The 26,581-nt window shown below is 67.0% G+C and carries 22 protein-coding genes; 18 read left to right on the top strand and 4 right to left on the bottom strand.

What is annotated here, in order from left to right; translation table 11 throughout:
• Nucleotide 1: 1 nt before the first annotated feature.
• The 6 genes from ruvA to OM977_RS10690 all read left to right on the top strand — a co-directional run bounded on the left by ruvA (nucleotide 2) and on the right by OM977_RS10690 (nucleotide 7,854).
• Nucleotides 2-655, top strand: a complete 654-nt coding sequence (gene ruvA / locus OM977_RS10715) for a Holliday junction branch migration protein RuvA (protein ID WP_264353961.1) — start codon at nucleotides 2-4, stop codon at nucleotides 653-655.
• Nucleotides 648-1,748, top strand: coding sequence for a Holliday junction branch migration DNA helicase RuvB (gene ruvB, locus OM977_RS10710; protein ID WP_264353960.1), 1,101 nt, complete (start codon nucleotides 648-650; stop codon nucleotides 1,746-1,748). Before ruvA ends, ruvB begins: the two co-directional genes overlap by 8 nt.
• A gap of 262 nt (nucleotides 1,749-2,010) precedes the next feature.
• Entirely contained in the window at nucleotides 2,011-2,418 is a 408-nt protein-coding gene (gene yajC / locus OM977_RS10705; RefSeq protein ID WP_264357380.1) for a preprotein translocase subunit YajC, read from the top strand.
• A 106-nt stretch (nucleotides 2,419-2,524) separates the two neighbouring features.
• Nucleotides 2,525-4,300: a protein translocase subunit SecD gene (gene secD / locus OM977_RS10700; protein ID WP_264353959.1), complete on the top strand. Its 1,776-nt coding sequence runs from the start codon at nucleotides 2,525-2,527 to the stop codon at nucleotides 4,298-4,300.
• Nucleotides 4,301-5,311: a protein translocase subunit SecF gene (gene secF / locus OM977_RS10695; protein WP_264353958.1), complete on the top strand. Its 1,011-nt coding sequence runs from the start codon at nucleotides 4,301-4,303 to the stop codon at nucleotides 5,309-5,311. It abuts the gene before it with no gap.
• Between the two features lie 149 nt (nucleotides 5,312-5,460).
• Nucleotides 5,461-7,854 (top strand): RelA/SpoT family protein, encoded by a 2,394-nt coding sequence (locus OM977_RS10690; protein WP_442960638.1) that lies wholly within the window; start codon nucleotides 5,461-5,463, stop codon nucleotides 7,852-7,854.
• Here OM977_RS10690 and OM977_RS10685 read toward each other — a convergent pair.
• From OM977_RS10685 to OM977_RS10675, 3 genes are all read right to left on the bottom strand, one after another.
• On the bottom strand, nucleotides 7,851-8,264 hold the full coding sequence (locus tag OM977_RS10685; protein WP_264357379.1) for a type IV toxin-antitoxin system AbiEi family antitoxin: 414 nt from the start codon (nucleotides 8,262-8,264) through the stop codon (nucleotides 7,851-7,853). The two genes, OM977_RS10690 and OM977_RS10685, sit on opposite strands and share 4 nt — an antisense overlap.
• 295 nt (nucleotides 8,265-8,559) lie before the next feature.
• Nucleotides 8,560-10,356: a DUF349 domain-containing protein gene (locus tag OM977_RS10680; RefSeq protein WP_264353956.1), complete on the bottom strand. Its 1,797-nt coding sequence runs from the start codon at nucleotides 10,354-10,356 to the stop codon at nucleotides 8,560-8,562.
• 61 nt (nucleotides 10,357-10,417) lie between these two features.
• Nucleotides 10,418-11,218, bottom strand: coding sequence for a peptidylprolyl isomerase (locus OM977_RS10675; RefSeq protein ID WP_264353955.1), 801 nt, complete (start codon nucleotides 11,216-11,218; stop codon nucleotides 10,418-10,420).
• Between the two features lie 257 nt (nucleotides 11,219-11,475).
• On the opposite strand from OM977_RS10675, the gene hisS reads away from it, so the two are divergent.
• From hisS to OM977_RS10645, 6 genes are all read left to right on the top strand, one after another.
• A complete protein-coding gene (hisS, locus tag OM977_RS10670) occupies nucleotides 11,476-12,822 on the top strand; it encodes a histidine--tRNA ligase (protein ID WP_264353954.1) in 1,347 nt (448 codons plus the stop codon).
• A 181-nt stretch (nucleotides 12,823-13,003) separates the two neighbouring features.
• Nucleotides 13,004-14,809, top strand: a complete 1,806-nt coding sequence (gene aspS, locus OM977_RS10665; RefSeq protein ID WP_264353953.1) for an aspartate--tRNA ligase — start codon at nucleotides 13,004-13,006, stop codon at nucleotides 14,807-14,809.
• 96 nt (nucleotides 14,810-14,905) lie between these two features.
• Nucleotides 14,906-15,694, top strand: coding sequence for a GNAT family N-acetyltransferase (locus tag OM977_RS10660; RefSeq protein ID WP_264353952.1), 789 nt, complete (start codon nucleotides 14,906-14,908; stop codon nucleotides 15,692-15,694).
• Between the two features lie 172 nt (nucleotides 15,695-15,866).
• On the top strand, nucleotides 15,867-16,394 hold the full coding sequence (locus OM977_RS10655; RefSeq protein ID WP_264353951.1) for a PadR family transcriptional regulator: 528 nt from the start codon (nucleotides 15,867-15,869) through the stop codon (nucleotides 16,392-16,394).
• Nucleotides 16,391-17,104: an ABC transporter ATP-binding protein gene (locus OM977_RS10650; protein WP_264353950.1), complete on the top strand. Its 714-nt coding sequence runs from the start codon at nucleotides 16,391-16,393 to the stop codon at nucleotides 17,102-17,104. Before OM977_RS10655 ends, OM977_RS10650 begins: the two co-directional genes overlap by 4 nt.
• A complete protein-coding gene (locus OM977_RS10645; protein WP_264353949.1) occupies nucleotides 17,101-19,335 on the top strand; it encodes an FtsX-like permease family protein in 2,235 nt (744 codons plus the stop codon). The genes OM977_RS10650 and OM977_RS10645 overlap by 4 nt, the downstream gene beginning before the upstream one ends.
• Before the next feature lie 72 nt (nucleotides 19,336-19,407).
• Here OM977_RS10645 and OM977_RS10640 read toward each other — a convergent pair whose 3' ends face one another.
• Nucleotides 19,408-20,055, bottom strand: coding sequence for an acVLRF1 family peptidyl-tRNA hydrolase (locus OM977_RS10640; RefSeq protein ID WP_264353948.1), 648 nt, complete (start codon nucleotides 20,053-20,055; stop codon nucleotides 19,408-19,410).
• A 60-nt stretch (nucleotides 20,056-20,115) separates the two neighbouring features.
• Here OM977_RS10640 and OM977_RS10635 point away from each other — a divergent pair, with 60 nt between their 5' ends.
• From OM977_RS10635 to alaS, 6 genes are all read left to right on the top strand, one after another.
• Nucleotides 20,116-21,570, top strand: coding sequence for a replication-associated recombination protein A (locus OM977_RS10635; protein ID WP_264353947.1), 1,455 nt, complete (start codon nucleotides 20,116-20,118; stop codon nucleotides 21,568-21,570).
• Nucleotides 21,571-21,713: 143 nt separating this feature from the next.
• Nucleotides 21,714-22,115 carry a cupin gene (locus OM977_RS10630; RefSeq protein WP_264353946.1) on the top strand — a complete coding sequence of 134 codons (402 nt, stop codon included), beginning with the start codon at nucleotides 21,714-21,716 and terminating at the stop codon, nucleotides 22,113-22,115.
• 212 nt (nucleotides 22,116-22,327) lie between these two features.
• Nucleotides 22,328-22,954 carry a 30S ribosomal protein S4 gene (gene rpsD, locus OM977_RS10625; protein WP_264353945.1) on the top strand — a complete coding sequence of 209 codons (627 nt, stop codon included), beginning with the start codon at nucleotides 22,328-22,330 and terminating at the stop codon, nucleotides 22,952-22,954.
• A gap of 145 nt (nucleotides 22,955-23,099) precedes the next feature.
• Nucleotides 23,100-23,474, top strand: coding sequence for a DUF948 domain-containing protein (locus tag OM977_RS10620; RefSeq protein WP_264353944.1), 375 nt, complete (start codon nucleotides 23,100-23,102; stop codon nucleotides 23,472-23,474).
• Nucleotides 23,475-23,493: 19 nt separating this feature from the next.
• A complete protein-coding gene (locus tag OM977_RS10615; RefSeq protein ID WP_264353943.1) occupies nucleotides 23,494-23,748 on the top strand; it encodes a DUF6167 family protein in 255 nt (84 codons plus the stop codon).
• A gap of 145 nt (nucleotides 23,749-23,893) precedes the next feature.
• The gene (gene alaS, locus OM977_RS10610; protein WP_264353942.1) at nucleotides 23,894-26,572 is read left to right on the top strand and encodes an alanine--tRNA ligase; all 2,679 of its coding nucleotides are present in this window, start codon (nucleotides 23,894-23,896) and stop codon (nucleotides 26,570-26,572) included.
• Nucleotides 26,573-26,581 lie beyond the last annotated feature (9 nt).

The raw sequence follows: 26,581 nt of genomic DNA, 5'->3' as shown, positions 1-26,581 counted from the left end.
TTTGATCAGTTTTCTCCGCGGAACCGTAGCGCACGTTGGCCTGTCCTCGGCAGTGATCGACCTCAACGGCGCCGGCATGAGCGTAAACGCGACCCCGCAGACCCTCAGCAGCCTGAAAGTGGGTGAGGAGGGAAAGCTGTTCACCTCCCTGATTGTCCGGGAGGACTCCCTCACCCTGTTCGGCTTTTCCAGCGACGACGAACGCGAGGTGTTCGACATCCTGCTGAGCGTCAGCGGCGTCGGGCCCCGCCTGGCCCTGGCCGTGCTGGCCGTGCACGAGCCCGAGGCCATCCGGGTTGCCGCCCACTCGGGCGACGGCAAGTCCTTCACGAAGGTGCCCGGCATCGGGCCGAAGGTTGCCGGCCGGATCGTGCTGGAGCTGGCCGGCAAGCTGGTGCCGCACGGAACGGGCGGCAGCACCGGAGGCGCGGCCCCCGCCCGGTCCGCCGAAGCGGTCTGGAAGCCGCAGGTGGTCGCCGCGATGACCAGCCTGGGCTGGTCCGAAAAGGACGCGACTTCCAGTATTGACAAGTCCCTGGCCGATTCCCCCGAGCTGGCAGAGCAGGGCAACGTGGCGGAAATCCTGCGCGCGACGCTCCGCTGGCTGGGCCAGGACGGCGCCCGCGCCGGGAACCGGGTAGGCGCCCGTGGCTGAACCGTCCCTCGTCGACGGGGGAGAGGAACCGGAGGAGCGCGTCATCGAGGCGGCCCTCCGGCCCAAGAACCTGCACGACTTCGTGGGCCAGCACCGGGTCCGCAAGCAGCTCTCCCTGGTCCTGGAGGCTTCGCGGATGCGCGGACGCAGCGCGGACCACGTCCTCCTCTCCGGTCCTCCCGGGCTGGGCAAGACCACACTCTCCATGATCATCGCGGCCGAAATGAACGCCCCGCTGCGGATCAGCAGCGGTCCGGCCATCCAGCACGCCGGCGACCTTGCCGCGATCCTCTCCTCCCTTTCCGAAGGTGAGGTCCTGTTCCTCGACGAGATCCACCGGATGTCCCGGCCTGCCGAGGAGATGCTCTACATGGCGATGGAGGACTTCCGTGTCGACATCGTCGTCGGCAAGGGCGCCGGTGCCACCGCCATCCCGCTCGAGCTGCCGCCGTTCACCCTGGTCGGTGCCACCACCAGGGCCGGGCTCCTGCCGGGACCGCTTCGCGACCGTTTCGGTTTCACCGGCCACCTTGAGTTCTATTCGGTGGAGGAGCTCGAACTCGTGCTGCGGCGCTCCGCCGGGCTCTTGGACCTGAAGGTCAACTCCGCCGGTTTCAGTGAAATCGCCGGACGGTCCCGGGGCACACCCCGCATCGCCAACCGGCTCCTGCGCCGGGTGCGCGACTGGGCCCTGGTGCACGGGATCGAGCAGATCGACGCCCGGGCAGCGTCCGCGGCACTGGACATGTACGAGGTGGACAAACGCGGCCTTGACCGGCTGGACCGTGCTGTCCTCGAGGCGCTGATTACGAAGTTCGGCGGCGGCCCCGTGGGCCTGTCCACCCTCGCGATTGCCGTCGGCGAGGAGACGGAGACCGTGGAGACAGTCGCCGAGCCGTACCTCGTCCGTGAGGGGCTGCTGGGCCGGACGCCCCGGGGCCGGATCGCCCTGGCTCCGGCCTGGACCCACCTTGGCTATGCGGTGCCTGCCGGGATCTTCGCGCAGGACCCCCTGGAGTTGTTCCGGGCCGCCGACCTCGACGAAGAACCCGGTGGGACGGCGGATCCGGAATGGATCCGTAACAGTCAGTAGCACCCTGCCGCAACGATTTCCCTTTAGACTGGTAGAACGCTCGGCACGTTCGGGTCTTTGCTTCTGTGGGCGCCAGGCATCTGGCCGCAGCTGGCCGGGCATGGTTTTCTGGCAGGTTGATCTGCCGGACAATCTGCCGGACGGCCCGGAGTAAAGCGGACGTTGCTGAAACCCAGCTACGCAAGTACAGAACGGAACTATCCCTGTGTTCGGACTTATTTCTGCCCAGACCCAGCCGCAGGCCGGCGGTGGCATCGACATCATGACGATTCTCCTCTTCGTCATGCTCGGACTTTTCATCTTCATGATGTTCCGCCGCAACAAGAAGACGCAGCAGCAGCAGACCCAGCTCCAGTCGAAGTTCGCACCGGGCGTAGAGGTCATGACCAGCTTCGGGCTGTACGGGCGCATCGTGGAAATCGACGAGGAAGAAAACAAAGTCCTGCTCGAACTCTCCCCGGGCAACACCGCCACCGTGCACCGCCAGGCCGTCACCAAGATCGTTGAGCCGGTTGTTGCAGCCGAGGAGGAGACGGTTGTTCCCGACGACGCTTCCTCCCTGACCACCGAAACGGCGGACCGGCCCGCCCCTGCCGCTGACGCGCCGCGCACTGAAACACCCGACGAAACCTTGCGCCGCCTCAATGACGAAGGTAAGAAAGACAGCTAGTCTGCCTATCTGAGCTATCCCGCGTAGTAACGGCTGCGGGCATCCGTCGGTGGGGGTTTCCGGACCCGCACCGGCGGTTCCTCCGTAATTAAAAGAAAGATCGACAATGGCACGAACTGGCCCCAAAAACTCAGCCCTCAGGGCGCTGGTCTGGCTTGGCGTTATTCTCGCCGTCCTGACTGCCGTCCTGGCGGGCGGCACGATTGCCGGCCAGGCGAGCTGGGCTCCCAAGCTCGCCCTGGACCTTGAAGGCGGCACCCAGATGATCCTGGCGCCCAAGGTTGAGGGCGGTTCGGACATCAATGAAGAACAGCTCAACCAGGCCGTGGCGATCATCCGTCAGCGCGTGGATGGCTCGGGCGTCGCGGAAGCTGAAATCAGCACGCAGTCCGGCCGCAACGTCGTGGTCAGCCTCCCCGGCACCCCCTCCAAGGAAACCCGTGCGCTGATCCAGGCGTCGGCAGACATGAACTTCCGCCCGGTGCTGCAGGCCGGTGCAGGCGCAGCCGTCCCGGCGGAATCCCGGACCCCCGCCGAGCAGCTGCCCAAGCCCGCAGCGGAGCCCACCAACGGCAGCGACGAAAACTGGATCACCCCCGAGGTCTACCAGCAGTTCGAGGCACTGGACTGTGACAACCCGGCCCAGGACAAGCAGGAGCGCTCCGACCCGGCCAAGCCGCTGGTGACCTGCGAACCCGCGTCCGCCAACTCGCCCGCCATCAAATACATTCTCGGCCCCGTCGAGGTGAAGGGCTCGAACATCAAGGGTTCGACCTTCCAGCTCCAGCGCGGAGCCCAGGGCGCGGTGACCAACGAGTGGGCCGTCAACATCCAGTTCGACGATGAAGGCACCGCGAAGTTCAAGGAAGTCACCGAGCGGCTCTACCAGTTCTACACCGCGGCCGGCGGCCAGACGGGTTCGGACCCGAAGGCCCAGTTCGCCATCGTCCTCGACGACCAGGTCATCTCGGCCCCGCGTTCCCTCGCGGTCATCACCGACGGCCGCCCGCAGATCACCGGTGGCTTCACCGAGGCATCCGCGAAGGCCCTCTCCGACCAGCTGCGCTTCGGCGCCCTGCCGATCAGCTTCGAAATTCAGAGCGAACAGCAGATCTCCGCAACCCTCGGCGGGGAACAGCTCCGCATGGGCATGCTCGCCGGGCTGATCGGCCTGCTCCTCGTGGTGGTCTACTCGCTCTTCCAGTACCGGGCGCTCGGCTTCGTCACCGTGGCCTCGCTCGTAGTGGCCGGCGCACTGACCTACCTCGCCATCGCCATCCTGGGCTGGACCGAGAACTACCGCCTGTCCCTCGCCGGCGTCGCGGGCCTCATCGTCGCCATCGGCCAGACGGCGGACTCGTTCATCGTCTACTTCGAACGCATCCGTGACGAGCTCCGCGAGGGCCGCGGCCTCGTTTCCGCCGTTGAGAACGGCTGGAAGCGCGCCAAGCGCACGGTCCTGGCGTCCAAGGCCGTGAACCTCCTCGCCGCCCTCGTGCTGTACTTCGTGGCGGTCGGCAACGTGCGCGGCTTCGCGTTCACCCTCGGCCTCACCGCGATCGCCGACCTCATCGTCGTCTTCATGTTCACCCACCCGACCCTGAGACTGCTGGCCCGCACCAAGTTCTTCGGTGAAGGCCACAGGTTCTCCGGGCTCGACCCGAAGCGCCTCGGTGCGGTTCCGCTGTACCGGGGAGCAGGCCGTATCCGCACCCCGGAGCAGAAGCCCACGATGGCGGTCCGTGCCAAGAACACCGGCGCCGCGGCCGAAGCCGAGCGCCGGATGACGATAGCGGAGCGCCGGCTCGCGGAACGTCAGGAACAGGAAAAGCAGGGCCAGCTCGCTGGTTCCTCCAAGAGCGCGTCCAAGGAGGGCAAGTAAATGGCCAGCTTCTCGAATTTCGGTAACGAGCTGTACACGGGCAAGCGCTCGTACGATTTTGTCGGCTACAAGAAGATCTGGTTCCTGATCGCGGCGGTCGCCGTGGCGCTCTCGATCCTGCTCCCGGTCGCCAAGGGCGGCTTCAACCTCGGGATCGAATTCCGGGGCGGGTCCGAGTTCACCGTCTCGAACGTCAAGACCACGGACCCGACGATCGGGGAGAAGGCTGTCGAGGATGTTGTTTCCGGCAGCGTCCCGCGCGTGGCCAACGTCGCCGGCAACACGATGCGCATCCAGACGGACAAGCTCACGGATGACGAGACGCTGCAGATCAAGGATGGCCTCACCCAGGCTTACGGCGTCACCGAGAACGAAGTGACGTCCACGTTCATCGGCCCCACGTGGGGTGCGGACGTTACCAAGCAGGCCCTGCTGGGTCTGGTCATCTTCGTGGCGCTGGCCGCCGTGCTGATGGCGCTGTATTTCCGCACCTGGAAGATGTCGCTGTCAGCGATTGTCGGCATGCTCGTGACGATGTTCATCACGGCCGGCGTCTACGCCCTCAGCGATTTCGAGGTGACGCCGTCGGCCATCATCGGATTCCTTACGGTTCTGAGCTACTCGCTGTACGACACCGTGGTGGTCTTCGACAAGATCCGTGAAAACACCGACGACCTGCAGGCCTCCACCCGCCGGACCTTCGGTGAGGAAGTCAACCTTGCAGTCAACCAGACGCTCGTCCGCTCCATCAACACCATGATGGTGGCCATCCTGCCCGTTGGCGCGATCCTGTTCATCGGTGCCGGGCTGTTGGGTGCCGGAACGCTGCGGGACCTCTCGCTGGCGCTTTTCGTGGGAATCCTGATCGGCACGGCAGCGACGATCTTCATCGCAGCTCCGCTATTCGCGTGGCTGCGCCAGAACGAACCTGACCTGGTGAAGCAGGCCAAGCGGGTTGAGCAGCGCCGGGCCGAGACGGCCGCCAAGAGCGCGGCGCCGGCCACGGCTTAGCCTGCAGCTGATCCGCCAAAAGCGGTCCGACGGGCCGGAGAACGTCACCTGTGACGCTCTCCGGCCCGTCGCCATATCCGGCCCGGTTATCGGAGTATCCTGCCGCGGGAATAGACTTGAATAATTAACGGGTTATGAGGGGTGCTTCATTGGAAGAACGTTCGACGCCGGTGCAGGCGGCACCGGCGGATAAGAGTGCCAGCCAGGCTACCCAGACTGGTCTGGTGGTTCCCGTACGCGCCGAGCCAGCCGTTCCGATCGACAATTCGGGAGCCCGGCCCACCTTCCCCGGCCGCCGGGAACGCACGCGTTCCAGGCTCGCCCGATTAACAGGCCGCGGCGCCCCCGCCTACTCGCCCATCCTCGAGCCGCTGCTGCGCACCGTCCGCGCCAACAACCCCAAAGAGGACTTCGACCTCATCCAGCGCGCCTTCGTCGTGGCGGAGCGCTGTCATCGCGGTCAGAAGCGCAAGAGCGGCGACCCCTACATCACCCACCCCGTGGCGGTAGCCACCATCCTCGCCGAGCTGGGCCTCAGCGGAACCACCCTTGCCGCGGCGCTGCTGCACGACACCGTGGAGGACACCTCCTACACGCTGACGGACCTCAAGGCCGAGTTCGGGCCCGAGGTTGCGATGCTGGTGGACGGCGTCACCAAGCTGGACAAGGTCAGCTTCGGCGAGGCCGCCCAGTCCGAAACGGTGCGCAAGATGGTCGTGGCGATGGCCAAGGACATCCGCGTGCTGATGATCAAACTTGCTGACCGGCTGCACAACGCCCGCACTTGGCGCTTCGTCTCGGCAGAGTCCTCGGCCCGGAAGGCCCGGGAAACCTTGGAAATCTTCGCGCCACTGGCCCACCGGCTCGGCATGAACACGATCAAATGGGAGCTGGAGGACCTGTCCTTCGCCGCCCTGTATCCGAAGGTCTATGAGGAAATCGTGCGGATGGTGGGGGACCGGACGCCGGAGCGCGAAAAGAACCTCGGAGTCATCCGCAACCAGATCACGGATGACCTGCGCGAGGCCAAGATCAAGGCCACCATCACCGGACGGCCGAAGCACTATTACTCGATCTACCAGAAGATGATCGTCCGGGACAAGGACTTTGACGACATCAACGACCTGATGGGCGTCCGGGTCCTCGTCGACTCCGTCCGGGACTGCTACGCCGCCCTCGGCGCCATGCATTCGCGCTGGAACCCCCTGCCCGGGCGGTTCAAAGACTACATCGCGATGCCGAAGTTCAATATGTATCAGTCCCTTCACACCACCGTGATCGGTCCGGGCGGCAAACCGGTGGAGATCCAGATCCGCACCCATGAGATGCACCGCCGCGCCGAGTACGGCGTGGCCGCGCACTGGAAGTACAAGGACCAGCCCAACCGTACGGCCTCCGGACCCGGCAGCCCCCGCGACGGCGACATGGGCTGGTTGCGCTCCCTCGTCGACTGGCAGCAGGAAACCTCGGATCCGGGCGAATTCCTTGACTCGCTGCGCTTCGAAATCAACGCCCGCGAGGTCTTCGTCTTCACCCCCAAGGGCGAGGTCATGGCCCTGCCGGCCGGTTCCACGCCCGTCGACTTCGCCTACGCGGTGCACACCGAGGTGGGCCACCGCACCATTGGCGCCCGGGTCAACGGCAAGCTGGTGCCCCTCAACAGCGAACTGAACCACGGCGACTGGGTGGAGATCTTTACCTCGAAGGCCGAGGGGGCCGGCCCCAGCCAGGACTGGCAGCACTTCGTCAAGAGCGCCAGGGCGCGCAACAAGATCCGGCAGTGGTTCAGCAAGGAACGCCGCGAGGAGTCGATCGAACGCGGCAAGGACCTGCTGACCAAGGCAATGCGCAAGCAGAACCTGCCGCTGCAGCGCCTGATGACCCACGACGCCTTGGCTGCGATCGCCGAAGACTTCAAGTACGTTGACATCTCCGGCCTCTACGCCGGCGTCGGCGACGGGCACACCTCCGCGCAGTCCGTCATGGAACGCCTCGTGGAGAGTCTCGGCGGCAACGACACCCCCGAAGACGACCTCACCGAGGTCTCCATCCCGACCCAGGTAACCAAGGCCCGGTACTCCGATTCCGGCGTCGTGGTCCGCGGTGTGGATGACGTCTGGGTCAAACTCGCCCGCTGCTGCACTCCGGTGCCGCCGGACCCGATCCTGGGCTTCGTCACGCGCGGCTCCGGCGTCTCGGTGCACCGGACCGACTGCACCAATGTCAGCGGCCTGCTGGAGCAGCCGGACCGGATCGTCGAAGTGGACTGGGCGCCCACACAGTCCAGCGTCTTCCTGGTCGAGATCCAGGTCGAAGCGCTGGACCGCAAGTCCCTGCTCTCCGACGTCACCCGGATCCTCTCCGAAAACCACGTCAACATCCTCGCGGCCAGCGTGCACACTTCCACGGACCGGGTGGCCATCTCCAAGTTCGCCTTCGAGATGGGCGACCCCAAGTACCTGAGCCATGTGCTGAGCGCCGTTCGCCGGATCGATGGCGTCTTCGACGTCTACCGGACCACGGGGAACCGGCGGCGCAGCTAAGGCGGCTGTGCGGTCTCGAGGATGGCGAGCCGTTCCAGCGCCGCCTTCTTGTGCGGCACCCGCGGACTGGCCTCCACGGCAAGCCTGAGCAGGCGCAGCCGCACGCCCAGCTCGGTCCGGTCCAGCAATGCGGCCAGAACCGGCAGGGCACGGTCGGATTCCACATGCAGGGCGATGTCCAGGGCGGTCCGCAAAGGACTGGAGACCATCAGTCCGCCGAGGCTCACGACGTCCAACGCGCCCAACCGCACCTCATGGAAGGTGCAGCCGCGCGTAGACCTCAGGCTTGAAATCCTCCGGCTGGCATCCACCAGCAGCGCCAGCCGGTCGGGTTCCTGTGCGCAGCCGTAAACCCAGGCCGCCGTCAGCCTGCCGGCCACCACGCGCTGCCTGATCGGCGGCGGGATCATCGTGCCCAACGCGCGTGCCCGGAGCCGGGGGTGGAACGGGTTCCCGGCGGCAGGTAGCCGCGCTGGTACAGCTGCGTCAGCACGCCGTCGGACGCCATTGCCTGTAGCTCCGGCCAGGAGAAGAGCTGGCCGGGTGAGTACAGCTCTACCGGAAGGGCACTAGAGGCATCCGGGTCAGCGGCGCCGGGCGGGTGGACCATGCAGCAATCGTCCCGGCTGCCCGGAAAATGAAACAGGCCCCGTCGCGGTCATGTGGATAACCGAAACGGGGCCTGGAGTGTTTTCCGGTGGAGCGCTAGGAGAGCTCGCTCGCTGAGCGTTCGAGCTGTTCCAGCCATGCCTGACGGGCTTCGAGAGCCTCCCGGGCTGCCTTGATCTTGCGCTCGTCGCCTGCCTTCTCCGCCTTGGCAAGGTCATCCTTGAGACCGGCGATGGCGGATTCCAGCTGACTCAGCGCGCTGTTAGTGCGGGCCTTCGTTTCCGGATTCGACCGCTTCCAGTTTTCCTCCTCGGCATGGCGGACGGCGTCCTCCACCTTTCGGAGGCCTGCTTCGATGCGGGCCATGTCGGCGCGCGGCACCTTGCCCGCTTCTTCCCAGCGGTCGCGGATGGACTGGAGGGCTTTCTTGGCGGCCGCGAGGTCCTTGATGGGCAGCAGCTCGCTGGCTTCCACCAGCAGCGCTTCCTTCACGACCAGGTTTGCACCGTATTCCTGGTCGATCTCGTCATTGGCTGCCTGCCGGTTCGTGAAGAACACGTCCTGCGCGGCCCGGAAACGTGCCCAGAGGGCGTCGTCGTCCTTGCGGCTGGCACGGGGTGAGGCCTTCCACTGGTCCATGAGGCGGCGGTATTCGCCGGCCGCAAAGCCCCAGTCGGTCGAGGAGGAGAGTGCTTCCGCCTCCGTGATTAGCTTCTCCTTGGCGGCCTTGGCTGCCGAGTTGTTGCTGTCCAGCTGCGAGAAGTAGGCCCGGCGGTGCCGGTCAAAGACGGTGCGGGCAGCACGGAAACGCTTCCAGAGGGCGTCTTCGTTGCTACGGCCGAGCCGAACGCCGCTCTTCTGTGCCGTCTTCCAGCTCTCAAAGAGGTCGTTCATCCGGGCGCTGGAGGTCTTCCACTGGATCTGCGCCGGATCGTGCCCGGCGATCTCTTCGGCCTCCGCCACGATGGCTTCGCGGGCTGCCAGTTCGGCGGCCCGGACGGCGTCGTGTTCGGCCTTCTCGACCTTCTCGAGTTCGCTGATCTGCGTGACCAGGGCATCCAGTCGGGCTTCGGCTGAGCGGATATCGCCCACCATGTTCCGTTCTGCCAGCTGTTCGCGCAGGTGCGTGACGGTCTTTTGCATGTCCGTGGTGGGCGCCTTGGAGCTGACGCGCTGTTCCAGCAGGACGATCTGCGCGACGACGTCGTCGTACTTCCGGGCGAAGTAACCCAGGGCCTCGTCGTCGCTGACGTCCGGGTACTGTCCGACCGGGTGCTCCTCGCCGTCCACGGTCAGGAAGACGTGGCCGTCGCCTTCGACGCGGCCCCAGCGGGAGGCCTCGGCGAGGGAAGCAGCGGAGGAAACGGACGCCGGGGCGGCAGCCGGTGCGGCCGGGGAGGGCTTGGCCTTGGGCCGGGCCGCGAACGCTGCCGGGGACGGCGCAGGACGGGCCGGGGCGGGGGAGGAGGTGGCGGCCTCGGGCTCTGCAGAAGCGGGTGCCGGAGCTTCGGGAGCTGCTGCCTCCGCAGGAGCGGGTGCTGCAGCTCCGGGCTCGGCGGCAGCGGGCTCGGCCGGAGCCGGTGCTGTAGCTTCGGGAGCTGCTGCCTCCGGCGCGGCGTCCGCTTCCGGGGACGCCGGGGCGGCCTCCGCCTGCGGCTCTACGGTCTCGGCCTCAGTTGTCTGCGGCTCTACGGTCTCGGCCTCAGTCGCCTGCGGCTCTACGGTCGCCTCCGGTGCTGTCGCTGTGGGGGTGTCGGTCGCTTGTTCTGCCTCTTGTCCCGTTGCCTGTGCTGATGCTTGTCCTGGTGCTTGTCCTGCGGACGTTGCCTCGGTTTCGGTCTCGTTGGCAGCTGCTGCTGACACTGTTTCGTCGGATTTCTGACTGTCTGTCACCGCTAGAAGTCTTTCGCTTGGAGGGAAATACCGGCACCGCGGCCACGAGGGCCGCGGCTGGTTACTTCAGTGAGAACGAGTCTATCGTGACTGGTTCCACAGGTGCGCCGTCTGTGGCGTTATCACCGGGTTTAAGGCCTGCGGCGGCGATTCCGGAGACGACGTCCAGGCCGGAGGTAACCTTGCCCACCACGGTGTAGCCGCCGGCGGCGTCGGCCGGGATGACGGTGTCCTTGTACACGATGAAGAACTGCGTGCCGTTACCGTTGGCATTCCCGCCGGTCCTGGCGACCGCGATGGTGCCTGCCGGATAGTTGTTGTCCGGCGGCGTGTTTTCCAGCGGACCCCAGGTGTAGGCCGGATCGGCGCTGCCGTCGCCGGTTTTGGAGCCGCACTGCAGCACGCCGAAGGTTTCGCCAGTGGTGAGACGGTGGCAGCTGAGGCCGGCGTAGAAGTTCTGGTCCGCCAGGGACTTGAAGACGGCAGCGGCCTGCGGGGCCTTGGTGCCGTCCAGTTCGACGCCCAGCGTGCCGGCGTTGAGCTTGAGCTCTCCCGTAAAGGTCTGGCCGGCCGCGGTCTCAGGTTTCGGGATGTTGTCGCCGTTGCTGGGCGAGGCCGACGGCGTCGCGGACGGGGAAGCCAGGTCGGCCTGCGCCGCGGCGAACTCCGCCTCGGTCGGGTTGGAGGAAAAGACCGTCAGCTGGAGGACGAGGGCCAGGGCCACCGCCGCGCCGCCGGCGCCGATGGCGAGGATGTTGTCGCGCTTCCGGCGCTTATCCTGTTCCCGTCGAAGCTCGCGCTTCGCCTCCATCTGCTGGACGCGCCGCTTGGCATCGCGGGCGCTCCGTGAACTGGCCGCCAAAAGTCCTCCTGGTTGTCGGGCCGGAACCCCGGCGGGCCATGGCGCCGTCGCGGTTTCAGCTGTAAAGCTGGAGGCAGCCCCAAGCCTGTCCGGCCGCATTAGAGAAGCCGGCGTTCAACGCATAAACTGACTGCCGCACACAGTTTATGCACGACTGGCCGGTCTGCCGCCTATCTGTTCCCCGTTTCGGACAACCCGTTACGGCCGGAAACGCGGCACCAGTTCCCGGCCGGTGATACCTGAGGAGAAAATCCACCATGGCACGCACCGCCTCCCTGTCCGGATTCCCCGAGTGGCTTCCCGAGGAGCGGCTGGTGGAGCTGCATGTGCTGGACACCCTGCGCCGTGTCTTTGAGCTCCATGGCTTCTCCTCGATCGAGACCCGGGCCGTGGAAACCGTGGGCCAGCTGCTGCGCAAGGGCGAGATCGACAAAGAGGTTTACGGCCTCAGCCGACTGCAGGATGAGGAAAGCGACGAAGCCAAGTCCTCTAAGGGCGACCCGCACGCCCTCGCCCTGCACTTTGACCTCACGGTCCCGTTCGCCCGCTACGTCGTGGAGAACGCCGGCTACCTCGCCTTCCCGTTCCGCCGCTACCAGGTCCAGAAGGTCTGGCGCGGGGAACGGCCGCAGGAGGGCCGCGCCCGGGAGTTCACCCAGGCGGACATCGACATCGTCGGCGACGGCGAACTGCCGTTCCGGTACGACGTCGAAATCGCCCTGGTGATCGCCGAAGCGCTGGGCGCCCTGCCGATCCCGGACTTCCTGCTCCGGATCAACAACCGGAAGCTGGCCGAGGGCTTCTACAACGGCATCGGCCTGACGGACACCGCCGGCGTACTGCGCAGCATCGACAAGCTGGAAAAGATTGGCCCCGCCAAAGTCGCCGCGCTGCTGCAGTCCGAACTCGGCGCCACCCCGGAGCAGGCCGAGTCGGCGCTCAAGCTCGCCTCGATCCGCACCGAGGACACGTCCTTCGTGGAGCAGGTCCGGGCACTGGGCGTGCGCAACGAGCTGCTCGAGGAAGGCCTCAACGAGCTGGAGCAGGTCATTGCTGCCGCCGTCCAGCGCGCGCCCGGCCGCGTGGTCGCGGACCTCAGCATCGCCCGCGGCCTGGACTACTACACCGGTACCGTGGTGGAGACGGTCCTCGTCGGCCACGAACAGCTCGGCTCGATCTGCTCCGGCGGACGCTACGACGCACTGGCCAGCAAGGGCAACCGGACGTTCCCCGGCGTCGGGCTCTCCATCGGCGTGACCCGGCTGGTCTCCCGGATCCTCAGCCAGGACCTCGCCAAGGCCTCGCGCTCGGTGCCGACTGCCGTGCTGGTGACGCTCACCAACGATGACAGCTGGGGAGCGGCCCAGGATGTCGCCGAGAAGCTGCGCGCCAGGGGCATCGCCACCGAGGTCGCCGCGAAAGCCGAAAAGTTCGGCAAGCAAATCAAGTTCGCCGACCGCCGCGGCATCCCCTTTGTCTGGTTCACCGACGACGACGGCAAGCACCAGGTCAAGGACATCCGCTCCGGCGAACAAACCGACGCCGATCCGGCCAGCTGGGCCCCGGCGGAGGAAGACCTGCACGTCCAGGTCACCATGGCCTAGCTGCCGCGCTGCCTGCAACCCGGGCCCGCCCCGGAATGACAGCCGCATGAGGGGTTGTCATTCCGGGACGTGCCCGGCCAGCGGGTAAACTCGAACGGGACCGTTCCCGTAGCGGTCCACTCCACCTTGATTCTGTCTTCCCTCTGTTTTCTTCAGACTGTCTTCTTCAGAAAGGCGTGCTGTGCTGCGCACACATGACCTCGGATCCCTTCGCTCCGAGCACATTGGACAAACCGTAACCCTGGCCGGCTGGGTCGGCCGGCGTCGTGACCACGGTGGTGTCGCCTTCGTTGACCTGCGCGACGCTTCGGGCGTCGCCCAGGTCGTCGTCCGCGAGGAAGAGGTCTTCCACGGTCTGCGCAACGAGTTCGTGCTGCAGATCATCGGCACCGTCTCCAAGCGCCCCGAGGGCAACGAGAACGCTGCGCTGGCCACCGGCGAGATCGAGGTTCTGGCCGAAAAGGTCACCATCCTCAACACCTCGGATCCGCTGCCTTTCCAGATCGATGAGCACGTCGAGGTGGGCGAGGAGGCACGCCTCAAGCACCGCTACCTTGATCTGCGCCGTCCGGGCCCCGCCCGCAACCTGCGCCTGCGCTCCGAAGCCAACCGGGTTGCCCGTGAACTGCTCCACGAGGACGGTTTCGTCGAAATCGAAACCCCCACCCTGACGCGTTCGACGCCGGAAGGCGCCCGCGACTTCGTCGTCCCGGCACGCCTGGCCCCCGGCTCCTGGTACGCGCTGCCGCAGTCCCCGCAGCTGTTCAAGCAACTCCTGCAGGTGGGCGGCTTCGAAAAGTACTACCAGATCGCCCGCTGCTACCGCGATGAGGACTTCCGCGCGGACCGCCAGCCCGAATTCACCCAGCTCGACATCGAAGCCAGCTTCGTGGAGCAGGACGACATCATCCGCCTCGGCGAAGCCATTGTGAAGGCTCTCTGGAAGCTGATCGACGTCGAGATCCCGACCCCGATCCAGCGCATCACGTACTCCGACGCGATGGCACGCTACGGCTCGGACAAGCCCGACCTGCGCTTCGGCCTGGAGCTCACCGAGCTCACCGAGTTCTTCAAGGACACCAACTTCGGCGTCTTCAAGGCCCCCTACGTGGGCGCCGTCGTCATGCCGGGTGGCGCCTCGCAGGCCCGCCGCGCCCTCGACGCCTGGCAGGAATGGGCCAAGCAGCGCGGCGCGAAGGGCCTTGCGTACGTCCTGTTCAAGGAGGACGGCGAACTGACCGGCCCCGTAGCCAAGAACCTCACCGACACCGAACGTGAGGGCCTCGCCGACGCCGTTGGCGCCAAGCCGGGCGACTGCATCTTCTTCGCCGCCGGCGAGAAGTCCCCGTCGCGCGCCCTGCTGGGTGCCGCCCGCGTGGAGATCGGCCACCGCACCGGCCTGATCAACCCGAAGGACTGGGCGTTTGTCTGGGTCGTTGACGCGCCCATGTTCGAACCGGCCGCAGCCGCCGTCGCCTCCGGTGACGTCGCTGTCGGAGCCGGCCAGTGGACTGCCGTGCACCACGCGTTCACCTCGCCCAAGCCCGAGTTCATGGACAGCTTCGACCAGGATCCCGAGTCTGCGCTCTCCTACGCCTACGACATCGTCTGCAACGGCAACGAAATCGGCGGCGGCTCCATCCGTATCCACGAGCGCGAGGTCCAGGAGCGGGTCTTCGAGCTGATGGGACTGGACAAGGCGGATGCCCAGACCAAGTTCGGGTTCCTGCTCGAGGGCTTCAAGTTCGGCGCGCCTCCGCACGGCGGCATCGCCTTCGGCTGGGACCGCGTGGTCGCGCTGCTGGCCGGCGTCGAGTCCATCCGCGACGTCATCGCCTTCCCGAAGTCCGGCGGAGGCTACGACCCGCTGACGCAGGCGCCGGCGCCGATCACGGCGCAGCAGCGCAAGGAAGCCGGCGTCGACTTCAAGCCGGAAGCCAAAAAGGCCGCGCCTGTGCCCCAAAAGGCCGAGGACACAGCCAAGTAGAGTGGCCTGATCGTCAGCAAAGGCTCTCCGGGAAACCGGGGAGCCTTTGCTGTCCCGGCAGCAGCCAATGCACCAGCCCCGGACGGAGTGAGCCTGATGAAACGGAATCCGATGCCGGATATCGGAGCGCTGATGGACGCAGCGTGGCCCGCCGCTGAGCGGGAGGTATCAGGAGGGTGGGTGCTGCGCGCCGCAGCAGGCGTGACACAGCGGGCCAACTCGGTCTGGCCCAGGGACCCCGGCGGCGAGCCGGCCCGGCAGCTCGCCGCACTGCGGAGCGCACGGCTCTGGTACCGGAACAGGCGCCTGCCGCTGATCTTCCAGATGTTCGAGGATCCGCGTTCAGCGCCCCTGCACGCCGTCCTCGACGCGGAGGGCTTCACCCGGCAATCCGAAACCCTGGTGCTGGTCCGGAAGGCCGGGGCGGAGTCCGGACCGGCGGATACGGGCGTCGAGCTTGCAACGACGCCCTCCGCGGAGTGGCTGCGGCTCTGGTGGAGCGTCGACGGCCGCGGCGACGAGACGGCGATGGCTGTCGCGCGCGGAATCCTCGAAGGCTGCCCCGCGCTGTACGCTCTGTTGCGGGACGACGCCGGGGCGCCCGCCGCCGTCGGACGGCTGGCTGTACCTCCCGCCGGCGCGCTCGGCTGGGGCGGCCTGTACTGCATGGCGACCCGTCCGGACGCCCGTCGCCGGGGTTACGCCGCCCGGATCCTGCAGGCGTTGCTGGCCGCGGCCCCGGAGCGTGGGCTGGACCGCTACTGGCTGCTGGTGACGGCTGCCAACTCTGCAGCACGGGAACTCTACGCCCGCGCCGGCTTTCAGGAAGCAGGCCGGTATTTGTACCGGCAGGAGCGGCCGAAGCGGCACCTGACCGGCTGCTAGAGAGGGGGACAATCGCTGGAATCCTGTCCCGATCGCGGCGGCACGTCAGGCTCCAGCGCTCCCGGGCCGAGTCGGCTCGCGCAGCAGTCCACGAGACGCCGCATCCCGTCGTTGTTAGCCATCGCCCCAGATTGGGCTGGACTCCGCTAGGTACTGAGTGTATAGATAAGGGATGAATAACACGCTCACCCTCTTAGGGCTGCTGAGCCGGGAGCCGAGCTACGGCTACGATCTCAAGCATTCCTATGACCGCTACTTCGGCGCCGAGAAGCCGCTGGCCTTTGGGCAGGTGTATTCCACGCTGGCCCGGATGATTCGCGATGAACTGATCCGGGCTCTGGGGGAGGAGGCCGGCGGCGGCCCGGACCGCAAGAAGTACGAAATCACCCGGGCCGGTCAGGACCGGGTGCGTCAGTGGCTGTTCACCCCCGATGTTCCGTCGGAGGCGCTGCAAAGCGAGCTGTTCGCGAAGACAGTGGTCGCGCTGCTCATTGACGACGACGCGGGGCGGCTGCTCGACGTGCAGCGCAGTGAGCACATGGCCCGCATGCGCGAACTGACCCGGCTGAAGAAGGACGCAGACCTGCTGCAGGTGCTGATGTGCGACCACGGACTTTTCCATATTGAAGCCGACTTGCGCTGGATCGAACTCACCGGTGCCCGCCTGACCCAACTCAAGAAGGAGCTCCAGAGCGCATGAGCACCAATGACACCGCTGCACCCATCCTCAGCGCCCGCGGCCTGCACCACTCCTTCGGCCAGACCGAGGCATTGCGGGGTGTCGACCTCGACGTCCACGCCGGGGAGGTGCTCGCCGTCATGGGCCCCTCCGGATCGGGCAAGTCCACGCTGCTGCATTGCCTTGCCGGTGTTCTGGTCCCCGACGGCGGTTCGGTGACGTACCGACCCGCAGGTCATTCCCCGATGGAGTTAAGTGCCCTCGGGGAGCCGAAACGGGCCCGGCTGCGGCTGACCGATTTCGGGTTCGTCTTTCAGTTCGGCCAGCTGCTGCCGGAGCTTACCGCGGTGGACAACGTCAGCATCCCGCTGCTCCTGGCCGGAACCAGGCGGCCGGAAGCGCTGCGCCGGTCGGCGGACCTGCTGGAACGCCTGGGCCTGGACGGGCTGGGCGCCAGGTTGCCGGGCAACCTGTCCGGTGGCCAGGCCCAGCGCGTCGCTGTTGCCCGGGCGCTGGTGACGTCCCCTGCGGTGTTGTTCGCCGATGAGCCCACCGGGTCTCTGGATTCGCTCGCGGCAGAGAACGTGCTGACGCTCATGCTCGAGCTGGTGCGGGAAGCCGGCACGACGCTGGTGATGATCACCCACGATGCGCGTACCGCAGCCTATGCGGACCGTGAAGTCATAGTGCGCGACGGCGCAATCGGCGCCGGGTATCGGGTGTCGGCGTGAATTCCGGGCTGCTGAAACTGGCGGTCGTCGGCAGCGGGTCCGCGTACGGCCGGCTCGCCGGAATCGCCGGAGGAGTCGCCGTCGGGGTGTGCCTGTTGATGTTGCTGTGGGGCGGCGCCAACGGCCTGAGCGCCCGCGATGACCGCGGTGCCTGGCTGCGCGAAGGCGGGCGCCCCGCGGTGTCCATTCCGGCGGCAACAAGTGTTCCGGCCGCTTCGGGACCGGCAACACCCGTGCCACTGAGCAAGGATACGGTGCTCATGAGGACCAACCCGGTAGAGATCTTTCGCAACCAACTGATCAACCGCCGCGACTTCGCGGCGCTGGGCTCCACCACGGTACAGATCCCCGGGATCGGCAGCCCTCCGGCGCCGGGCCAGTACTATGCGTCCCCGGCGCTGCAGCGTCTGATCGAGTCAACGCCGTGGGACCAGCTTGGCGGCCGTTTCGGCACGTTTGCCGGCACGATTGACGATGCTGCCCTACCCGGACCGGATTCCCTGATCGTCATCACGGGAGCCACGGAAACCGAACTCCGCCAGAGCGGGACAGCTTCCCTGGTGTCAGACTTCACGACCAACCCTTACGGCGGCAGCGCGGCCGCCTACAACACGGTGCTGTCCATCGGGGCCATTGCGGTGTTCTTCCCCGTTCTGCTGCTGATCAGCATTGTCACCGGCCTGGGCGCTGCCCAGCGCCGGGAACGCTTCGCGACCCTGCGCCTCATTGGCGCATCCCCACGGGTGGTCTCCCGGATCGCCGCCGTCGAAACCGCCATCCCCAGCCTGATCGGCGCGGCGCTGGGAATTGTGCTGGCCATCGTGCTGAGGCCGGTTGCCGCGCAGATACCGGTCAACGGCACCAGGATGTTCGCCGCCGATCTGACCACCGGCTGGGCGGCGGCCGCCGTCGTCGTCGCCGCCGTAGTCGCGGCCTCGGCACTCGTTGCCGCGCACCGCACGGCCCGTGCGGGCATTGGCCCCCTCGGGGTGACGCGTGCCATGCACGAAAAGACACCCACCACGTGGCGGATCGTGCCGTTGATGGCCGGGCTGGCCGCCATGATTGCGGCCGTGGCTCTGATCCGGGTCCTGAAAGTGCGGCTGCCGTGGCTGGAATCACCGCTCCTCATCGTCGGCTTTGTGCTGATCCTCGTCGGCATCGTGGTCATCGGCCCCTGGCTAACCCGCCTGGTGAGCCGGATGGGTCTGCGCCAGGCACGGAGCGCGGCGGGAGTCATTGCCGCCAGCAGGATCCAAAGAACCCCGGTGGCGACCTTCCGTTCCGTATCGGGTCTCGTGATCGCCGTGTTCGTCGTCTCCGTCTTCGCCGGAGCATCCAGCATCATCGAGTCCACTGAAGCGCCCCCGGCCCGGCCCGGTCTGCTCCAGCCCACCAGCCTCCACGCCACCGTGGGCGCCGGACGCACTCCCGCCCAGGCTGCGGAGGCCGCCCGCCAGGCCAGGGAACTGCCCGGAATCAGCAGCGCCACCGTCGGCTACGGCCCGGCAGTCCTCTCCGGACCGGATGCCGGCCTGGAAATCTACCTTCGCGCCGCGGACGCCCCCGGCCTCGGATTCGAGGACATCCCAGCAACCGGGATCGTCACCGTTGATACGTCGTTCCTCCACTACTGGACAAGACAGCCACTGGCGCTGAGCCCGGCGCCCGCCGCCAACCTGGACGGCCTGGTACCGGTCGTCATTGTGCTCGGCACCGACGGGACCCCCGAGGCCATGGACCGCGCCCGGACAGCCTTAAACGGTTCAGGCATCACGGCCGTCCCGGCTACGTCCCCGTTGGATAGCAGGCTGCAGTCCGCCACCCGGCTGATTCAGGGCCTGGCCGTGCTCGCATATCTCGGCATGTTCGTCGCAATCGCGATCGCCGGATTGTCCCTGGCCGTCGCCACCACCTCCGCCATCCTGGACCGGAAAAGAGTTCTCGGCCTCATGCGGCTGATGGGGATGCCCGTGTCCGTCCTGCGCCGGATCATCACCCGTGAGGCAGCAGTCCCGCTTTTTACCGTTCTGCTGCTCTCAGTCGGCCTCGGGTTCCTTGTTGCCTGGCTAATGGTGACGTTCATCGACGACACCTATCGGGTAACCTGGCCGACGCCCGACTACTTCGTCGCCCTGGGCCTGAGCCTGCTCCTGGCGCTGGGAGCTGTGGCAGCCACGTTCGGTCTCATTCAAAGAAACACTGCAATGACCGTTACACGCTTCGAATAGTCCGGGGGCCGCAGGCGCGGGCCGTTCGCAGCGGCGGCCGGTTCTACACCGGCCGGTTCTACACGGCGGGTTCTACAGCGGCGGGTCGGTCACCCGGATCCGCACCGCGCACAGGTCCGCCGCGGCCTTCTTCAGGACCGCGGCGCGGGGGTCCGGGACATCCAGGAACGGCAGCCGCGGGAGGGCGGCGAACCGTTTGAGGACCGGCTCCGCGAGGACCAGCTCGGCCAGGGCCTGGTCGCCGCCGGGACCGAGGTACTCGATCCGCTGTTCCGCGAAGATCCGCGCGGCATGGTCCGCCACTGCCTCGACGAGGGCATCGGCCTGGTTGGCCCGACGCCGGGCGAAGCGCTGCTGGGACCAGCCGCCGGCCGCCGTCCGGGACTGGATGTGCCGCGTCCCGGTCTTGGCGGCGAGCACCGCCCCGCCGCTGACCACGGCCACCGAGTAGCCGCCCCGGCGGACCAGCACGGCACCGATCAGCCTCGGCTGACCGGCCAGGGAGGCCAGCCGGGACACCGCATCACTGCCGCGCCCGGGCCGCCCGTCCACCGGCCACGGCGGCTGGAGCAGCGCCACCGCCCCGTCGGCGGCGCGCAGCTGCAGCCCGCCGTCGAGCTCCTCTTCGGCCACGGCGCCGTGGCTCGCGGCGAAGCGCTCCACCCAGCCGGACAGCCGGTCACCGGAAACGAACGCCTGGCGGATTTCGGGGGTGGCCATGGGAAGGGGCTCCGTTGGGTAGGTGTCGGGGCGGGCGGGAACTAGAAGTAGCCTATCTATGTGGATGATCTCTTTGGCGCAGGGCAGGACAACGCCGGTGGAAACGACGACGACGCCGAAGAGTCCGCGGACGTCCGGCCTCCGGGCGGCGGTCCCTCCTCGCCCCGCAGCCCGCTGGCGGTCCGGATGCGGCCACGGACGCTGGACGACGTGGTGGGTCAGCAGCATCTTCTCGGCCAGGGGTCACCGCTGCGCCAGCTGGCGGCCGGAACGGACGCGACCGGCCCCGCCGGCCCGAGCTCGCTGATCCTCTGGGGGCCTCCCGGCACGGGCAAGACGACGCTCGCCCACGTGATCGCCAAGGGCCCGGGACGGAAGTTCGTGGAGCTCTCCGCGATCACCGCCGGCGTCAAGGACGTCCGCCGCGTCATGGACGAGGCCCTGACCGCCCGCGACCTCTTCAAAACCACCACCGTGCTGTTCCTCGACGAGATCCACCGCTTCAACAAGGCCCAGCAGGACGCCTTGCTGCCCGGCGTCGAAAACCGCTGGGTGGTGCTGGTGGCTGCAACCACCGAAAACCCCTCCTTCTCCGTCGTCTCCCCGCTGCTGTCCCGGTCCCTGCTGCTGACCCTGAAACCACTCACCGACGCGGATGTCGAGGGGCTGCTGCTGCGGGCCACCGCGGATGCCCGGGGGCTTGGCGGGAAGGTCGAACTCAGCGAGGAGGCCCTGGCCCACCTCGTCCGGCTTTCCGGCGGGGACGCCCGCCGGGCGCTGACCGCGCTGGAAGCGGCCGCCGGGGTCGCGTTCGGCGACGCGGACGACATTCGCGCAGTCGATAGCGACGCCGCCGCCGGAACCGCCGGACCCGCTCCGGTCAAAATCGAACTGAAGCACACCGAGCGGGCGCTCGACGTCGCGTCCGTCCGCTACGACCGTGCAGGTGACCAGCACTACGACGTCGCCAGCGCCTTCATCAAGTCCATCCGGGGCTCCGACGTCGACGCCGCCCTCCACTACCTCGCGCGGATGCTGGAGGCGGGGGAAGACCCGCGGTTCGTTGCGCGGCGGATCGTCATCTCCGCAGCCGAGGATGTCGGCATGGCCGACCCCACGGCACTGCAGACCGCCGTCGCCGCGGCCCAGGCCGTGCAGCTGATCGGGATGCCCGAGGGCCGGATCGTCCTGGCCGAAGCGGTGGTCCACCTGGCCACGGCGCCCAAGTCCAACGCCGCTTATATGGGCCTCAACCAGGCGGTCGCCGACGTCCGGGCAGGGCTGGGCAACGGCATCCCCGCGCACCTCCGGGACGCCCATTACCCGGGCTCCAAGCAGTTGGGCCACGGAAAGGGCTACAAATACGCCCATGACGCGCCGCACTCGGTGGCCACCCAGCAGTACCCGCCGGACGACCTCGTGGGCCGCAACTACTACGAACCGACCGCCAACGGCGCGGAGCGGGACATCTCCACCCGGCTGGAGCGGCTGCGGAAAATCATCCGCGGCCAGTAGCCGGGCGCAACTGCCCGTTGACTTCCGGTCCGTGAGGTCTAACGTTGAAATACGTCAGCATGATCTGCTGCACGTGCCCGGTCTCCAGCGTCTGGTCTCCAAACGTCCCATTCCCAGGTCGTCCCGTTCTCAGGTCGTGTCCCATGTCAGTCAATTTCGTCACAGCTATGGCCATCAAGTCCTTTGACGTTCCGGACAAGAAGCGTTGTCCGAACAACAAGGCCGAATTTGACCTGGTCACCGTGAACGATTACTCCGTGGCGCGTCTAATCCTGGGCCCGGGCTGGCGCTGGTCTGAGTGCATGAAGCCGTTCGAGGAGACCGACCAGTGCCAGCACCACCATCTCGGATTCTGCCTTTCCGGGGTGATGGAAGTGGAGACCATGGAAGGCCTGCGGTCCACCATCCAGGCCAACGACACCTACGCGATCCCGCCGGGCCATGACGAATGGGTCGTGGGGTCCGACTCGTTCGTAGCCGTGGAATTCCTGGGTGCGGCCTCGTTCGGACGGCGCGGCAGCCGGGGCCTGCACGCGAGGATCTGACGGCCGGCCCGCCGGTCCCACCATGGTAGGCTTGTTCGTTGTCTGGCAAGGCACGGACGCACAATCCACCGGTATTCAGCATTTTCTGCTGTCTGCTTGATTTTCCGGTGGGCTGGTGCCCGGCGCCCAGTAGCAAAAGGCAGCGGTTGGCCGATGCTCTCCATCGTGGAGGCCAGTAACACTGACACACCGCAGATATTGGAAGGACACAAGTGGCTAACAACACTCGTGCTCGCCGTACCGCACGCCTTTCGCGTGCACTCGGCATCGCTCTGACCCCCAAGGCCGCCAAGTACATGGAGCGCCGCCCGTACGGCCCCGGTGAGCATGGCCGTGCCCGCAAGAAGCAGGACTCCGACTACGCCGTACGTCTGCGCGAAAAGCAGCGTCTGCGCGCCCAGTACGGCATCCGCGAAGCCCAGATGACCCGCGCCTTCGAAGAAGCCCGCCGCACCAAGGGCCTGACCGGCGAAAACCTGATCGAACTGCTCGAGATGCGTCTCGACGCCCTCGTGCTGCGTGCCGGCTTCGCCCGCACCATCGCCCAGGCCCGCCAGCTGGTTGTGCACCGCCACATCCTGGTTGACGGCATCCGCGTTGACCGCCCGTCTTTCCGCGTCTCCGAGGGCCAGCTGGTCCACGTGCACAGCCGCAGCGAGCCGATGCCCCCGTTCCAGGTTGCAGCAGCCGGCGCTCACCGCGACGTCCTGCCGATCGTTCCGGCTTACCTGGACGTCAAGCTTGACGCCCTGCAGGCCCGCCTCGTGCGTCGCCCCAAGCGTTCCGAGATCCCCGTGACCTGCGAAGAGCAGCTCGTCGTGGAATTCTACGCACGCTAGATTCAACGCAACACCTTACGAAGAAGCCCGTGGCAAGCGCCGCGGGCTTCTTTGTATGTAAGGTACTTGGGGGAGTTCTGCGGTTGCCGGCTGTGCCAGTCGGAGCAGGCCGCAGGAATACGACGCAACAAGGAGATGAACGACTATGACTGGTGGCGATATTGCCGGCCTGATCGCGGCCGGAGTGTTTGCACTGCTGGTCCTGCTGCTCGCCGTGCCAATTCTGAAGCTCGGGGGAGTCTTCGACGAAGTCCGCTCTTCCATCCGCTCGATCAGCGACGGCGCCACCCCGCTCATGGACGAAGTCACCGCCACCGTCTCCACGACGAACGAGCAGCTGAAGAAAGTGGACGGGATCGCGAACAATGTCTCGGACGCCTCGGCCAACATCTCCGCGCTGTCCTCCCTCGTGGCCGCCACCGTGGGCTCACCGCTGATCAAGGTTGCCGCGTTCAGCTACGGTGTGCGCTCCGCCTTCACCGCCCGCAAGAAGCCCACCACCGGCCGCCGCAGCCGCTAGTCCCGCTGGAGACACTGACATGAACAGAATCATCTGGATGGGAATCGGCGTCGCCATCGGCGTCATCGCCTTTCGCAAGGTCACCGAGGCGCAGTCCAATCTGGGCCCCGAGGGCCTGAACCGGGCCGTTGGCCGGCTCGCCGACGGCCTGTTCGACTTCGCGGACGCCGTCCGGGAGGGCATGCAGGAGCGGGAAACCGAACTCCGCGCTGCCTTAGGGATTGACGCTGACGCCGATACCGCCGTCGCCGGCCGGGATGCAGTCCGGCGCTAGCCGGGAGAGAATTAGTAAAGGGCCGCGCCCGTCAGGCCGGCCAGGCCGGTCCGCCGACCGGAACCACATTGTCCCGCGGAGTACACGCGTGGACGATGCACGCAGTGAATAACTCAGTGAATATTGAAGGGTAAGTAATCAGCTCATGAAGTCGCAGGAGATCACCAAGCGCTGGATCGACTTTTTTGTCAGCAAAGGGCACACGCCGGTCCCCTCCGCCTCCCTGGTCTCCAGCGACCCCTCGTTGCTGTTCACGGTGGCCGGCATGGTGCCGTTCATCCCGTACCTGACAGCTCGCGAGGAAGCCCCGTACAAGCGGGCAACCAGCGTGCAGAAGTGCATCCGCACCGGCGACATCGAGGAAGTCGGCAAGACCGCCCGCCATGGAACCTTTTTCCAAATGTGCGGCAACTTCTCCTTCGGCGACTACTTCAAGGAAGACGCCATCAAGTACGCCTGGGAACTGCTCACCTCCAGCGTTGACGACGGCGGCTACGGACTGCCGCCGGAACTCCTGTGGGTCACCGTCTACGAAGAGGACGACGAGGCCGAGCAACTCTGGCTCACGAACACCGGCATGCCGGCCGAGCGGATCCAGCGGATGGGCAAGGCGGACAACTACTGGTCCACCGGCCAGCCCGGTCCCGCCGGCCCCTGCTCCGAGATCTACTTCGACCGCGGCCCGGCGTACGGCGTCGAAGGCGGCCCGATCGCGGACGAGAACCGTTACGTCGAAATTTGGAACCTCGTGTTCATGCAGTACCAGATCGACAACGTCCGCTCCAAGGTGGACTTCGACATCACCGGCGAACTGCCCAAAAAGAACATCGACACCGGCCTCGGCATGGAACGCCTCGCGATGATCCTGCAGGGCGTCGAGAACATGTACGAGACAGACCAGGTCCGTCCCGTGATCGACCGGGCCGCGGCACTCTCCGGCCGGGAATACACCTCCGCCGAATCCGCCGAGGACCCGCACCACACCGACGACGTCCGCATGCGGGTCGTCGCCGACCACATCCGCTCCGCCCTGATGCTGATCGCCGACGGCGTCACCCCCTCCAACGAGGGCCGCGGATACGTGCTGCGCCGCCTCATCCGCCGGGCCGTCCGCTCCATGCGCCTGCTCGGCGTCGAAAAGGCGTGCCTGCCCGAACTGCTGCCGGCTTCCCGGGACGCCATGAAGGGCGTCTACCCGATCGTGGAGACCGACTTCGACCGCATCAGCCGGATCGCCTATGCCGAAGAGAAGGCATTCCTGCGCACCATCGCCTCCGGCACGGCCCGGCTGGAAGACGCCGTCCAGGAGTCCAAGACCGCCGGCCGCCCGCTCTCCGGAGCCGACGCGTTCGCCCTGCACGACACCTACGGCTTTCCGATCGACCTCACGCTGGAAATGGCCGAGGAGGCCGGGCTGAAGGTGGACGAGCCCGAGTTCCGCAAACTCATGCTCGAACAGCGCCAGCGCGCGCAGGCCGACGCCAAAGGCAAGAAGGGTTCCCATGCGGACCTCAGCGCCTTCCAGGAGCTGCTGTCCGCCGGCGAAACCGTGTTCACGGGTTACACCGAACTCAACGGCGAATCCAAAGTCCGCGGCATCCTGTCCGGCGGCCAGAAGGTGGCCCAGGCCGCCACGGGCGATGAAATCGAACTGGTCCTCGCCGAGACCCCGTTTTACGCCGAGGCCGGCGGCCAGGCGGCCGACACCGGGCTGATCACCGGCGACGGCTTCGTCGTCGAGGTTCTGGACGTGCAGCGCCCGATCAAGGGCCTGAGCGTGCACAAGGCAATCGTCCGCGAAGGCGAAATCGGTGCCGACTCGCTCGTCCAGGCGGCCGTGGACCGGGAACGCCGGCACGCCGCCGAGCAGGCCCACACCGGGACGCACATCGTGCACGCGGCCCTGCACCAAATTCTCGGCCCGGAAGCGCTGCAACGCGGGTCCTTCAACAAGGCCGGCTACCTGCGCTTCGACTTTGCCTGGGGCGAGGGCCTCAGCGCCGCCACGCGGTCCGAGATCGAGGAAGTTTCCAACCTCGCCATCCGCAACAACTACCGCGTCGAAACGAAGGTTATGGGCCTGGCCGAGGCGAAGGCACTCGGCGCCATGGCACTCTTCGGCGAGAACTACGGCAACGAGGTCCGTGTCGTGGAGATCGACGGCGCATGGTCCCGGGAGCTCTGCGGCGGCACGCACGTCGAGAACACCTCGCTGATCGGCAGCCTGTCACTGCTGGGGGAGCAGTCCGTCGGTTCAGGAAACCGCCGTGTCGAGGCCTTCGTGGGCATGGACGCCTTCCGGCACCTTGCCGCGGAACGCGCCCTCGTCACGGAGCTGACGGAGATGCTCAAGGTTCCGTCCGGGCTGCTCGCGGACCGGATCGCCACCACGCTGACCAAGCTCAAGACCGCCGAAAAGGAACTTGAGCGTCTGCGCAGGGAACAGCTCACCGCTGCCGCCGCACAGCTTGTCGGCACCGCGAAGGATGCGGCCGGAGTCAAGGTCATCGCACACGACGCCGGCCAGGTCAGCGGCGCGGACGACCTGCGCGGTCTGGCCCTCGACCTCCGGACCCGCCTCGGCTCCGAACCCGCCGCCGTCGCGGTGGCCGGTGTCAGCAATGAGCGCCCGGTCATCCTGATCGCCACGAACGAAGCTGCCCGCGCCGCAGGGGTCAAGGCCGGCGCGCTGGTGCGGCTCGCCGCCGGAATCCTCGGCGGCGGCGGCGGCGGCAAGGACGATGTCGCCCAGGGCGGCGGCACGGACGCCGCCCAGGTCGGCGCGGCACTGGCCGCCGTCGTGGATGCCATTACCCGGCGATAACGGACGACA

The organism is Pseudarthrobacter sp. MM222, from assembly GCF_947090775.1.
In the GTDB taxonomy this organism is placed as follows: Bacteria; Actinomycetota; Actinomycetes; order Actinomycetales; family Micrococcaceae; genus Arthrobacter.
This window is presented reverse-complemented; position numbering and strand designations above follow the sequence as displayed.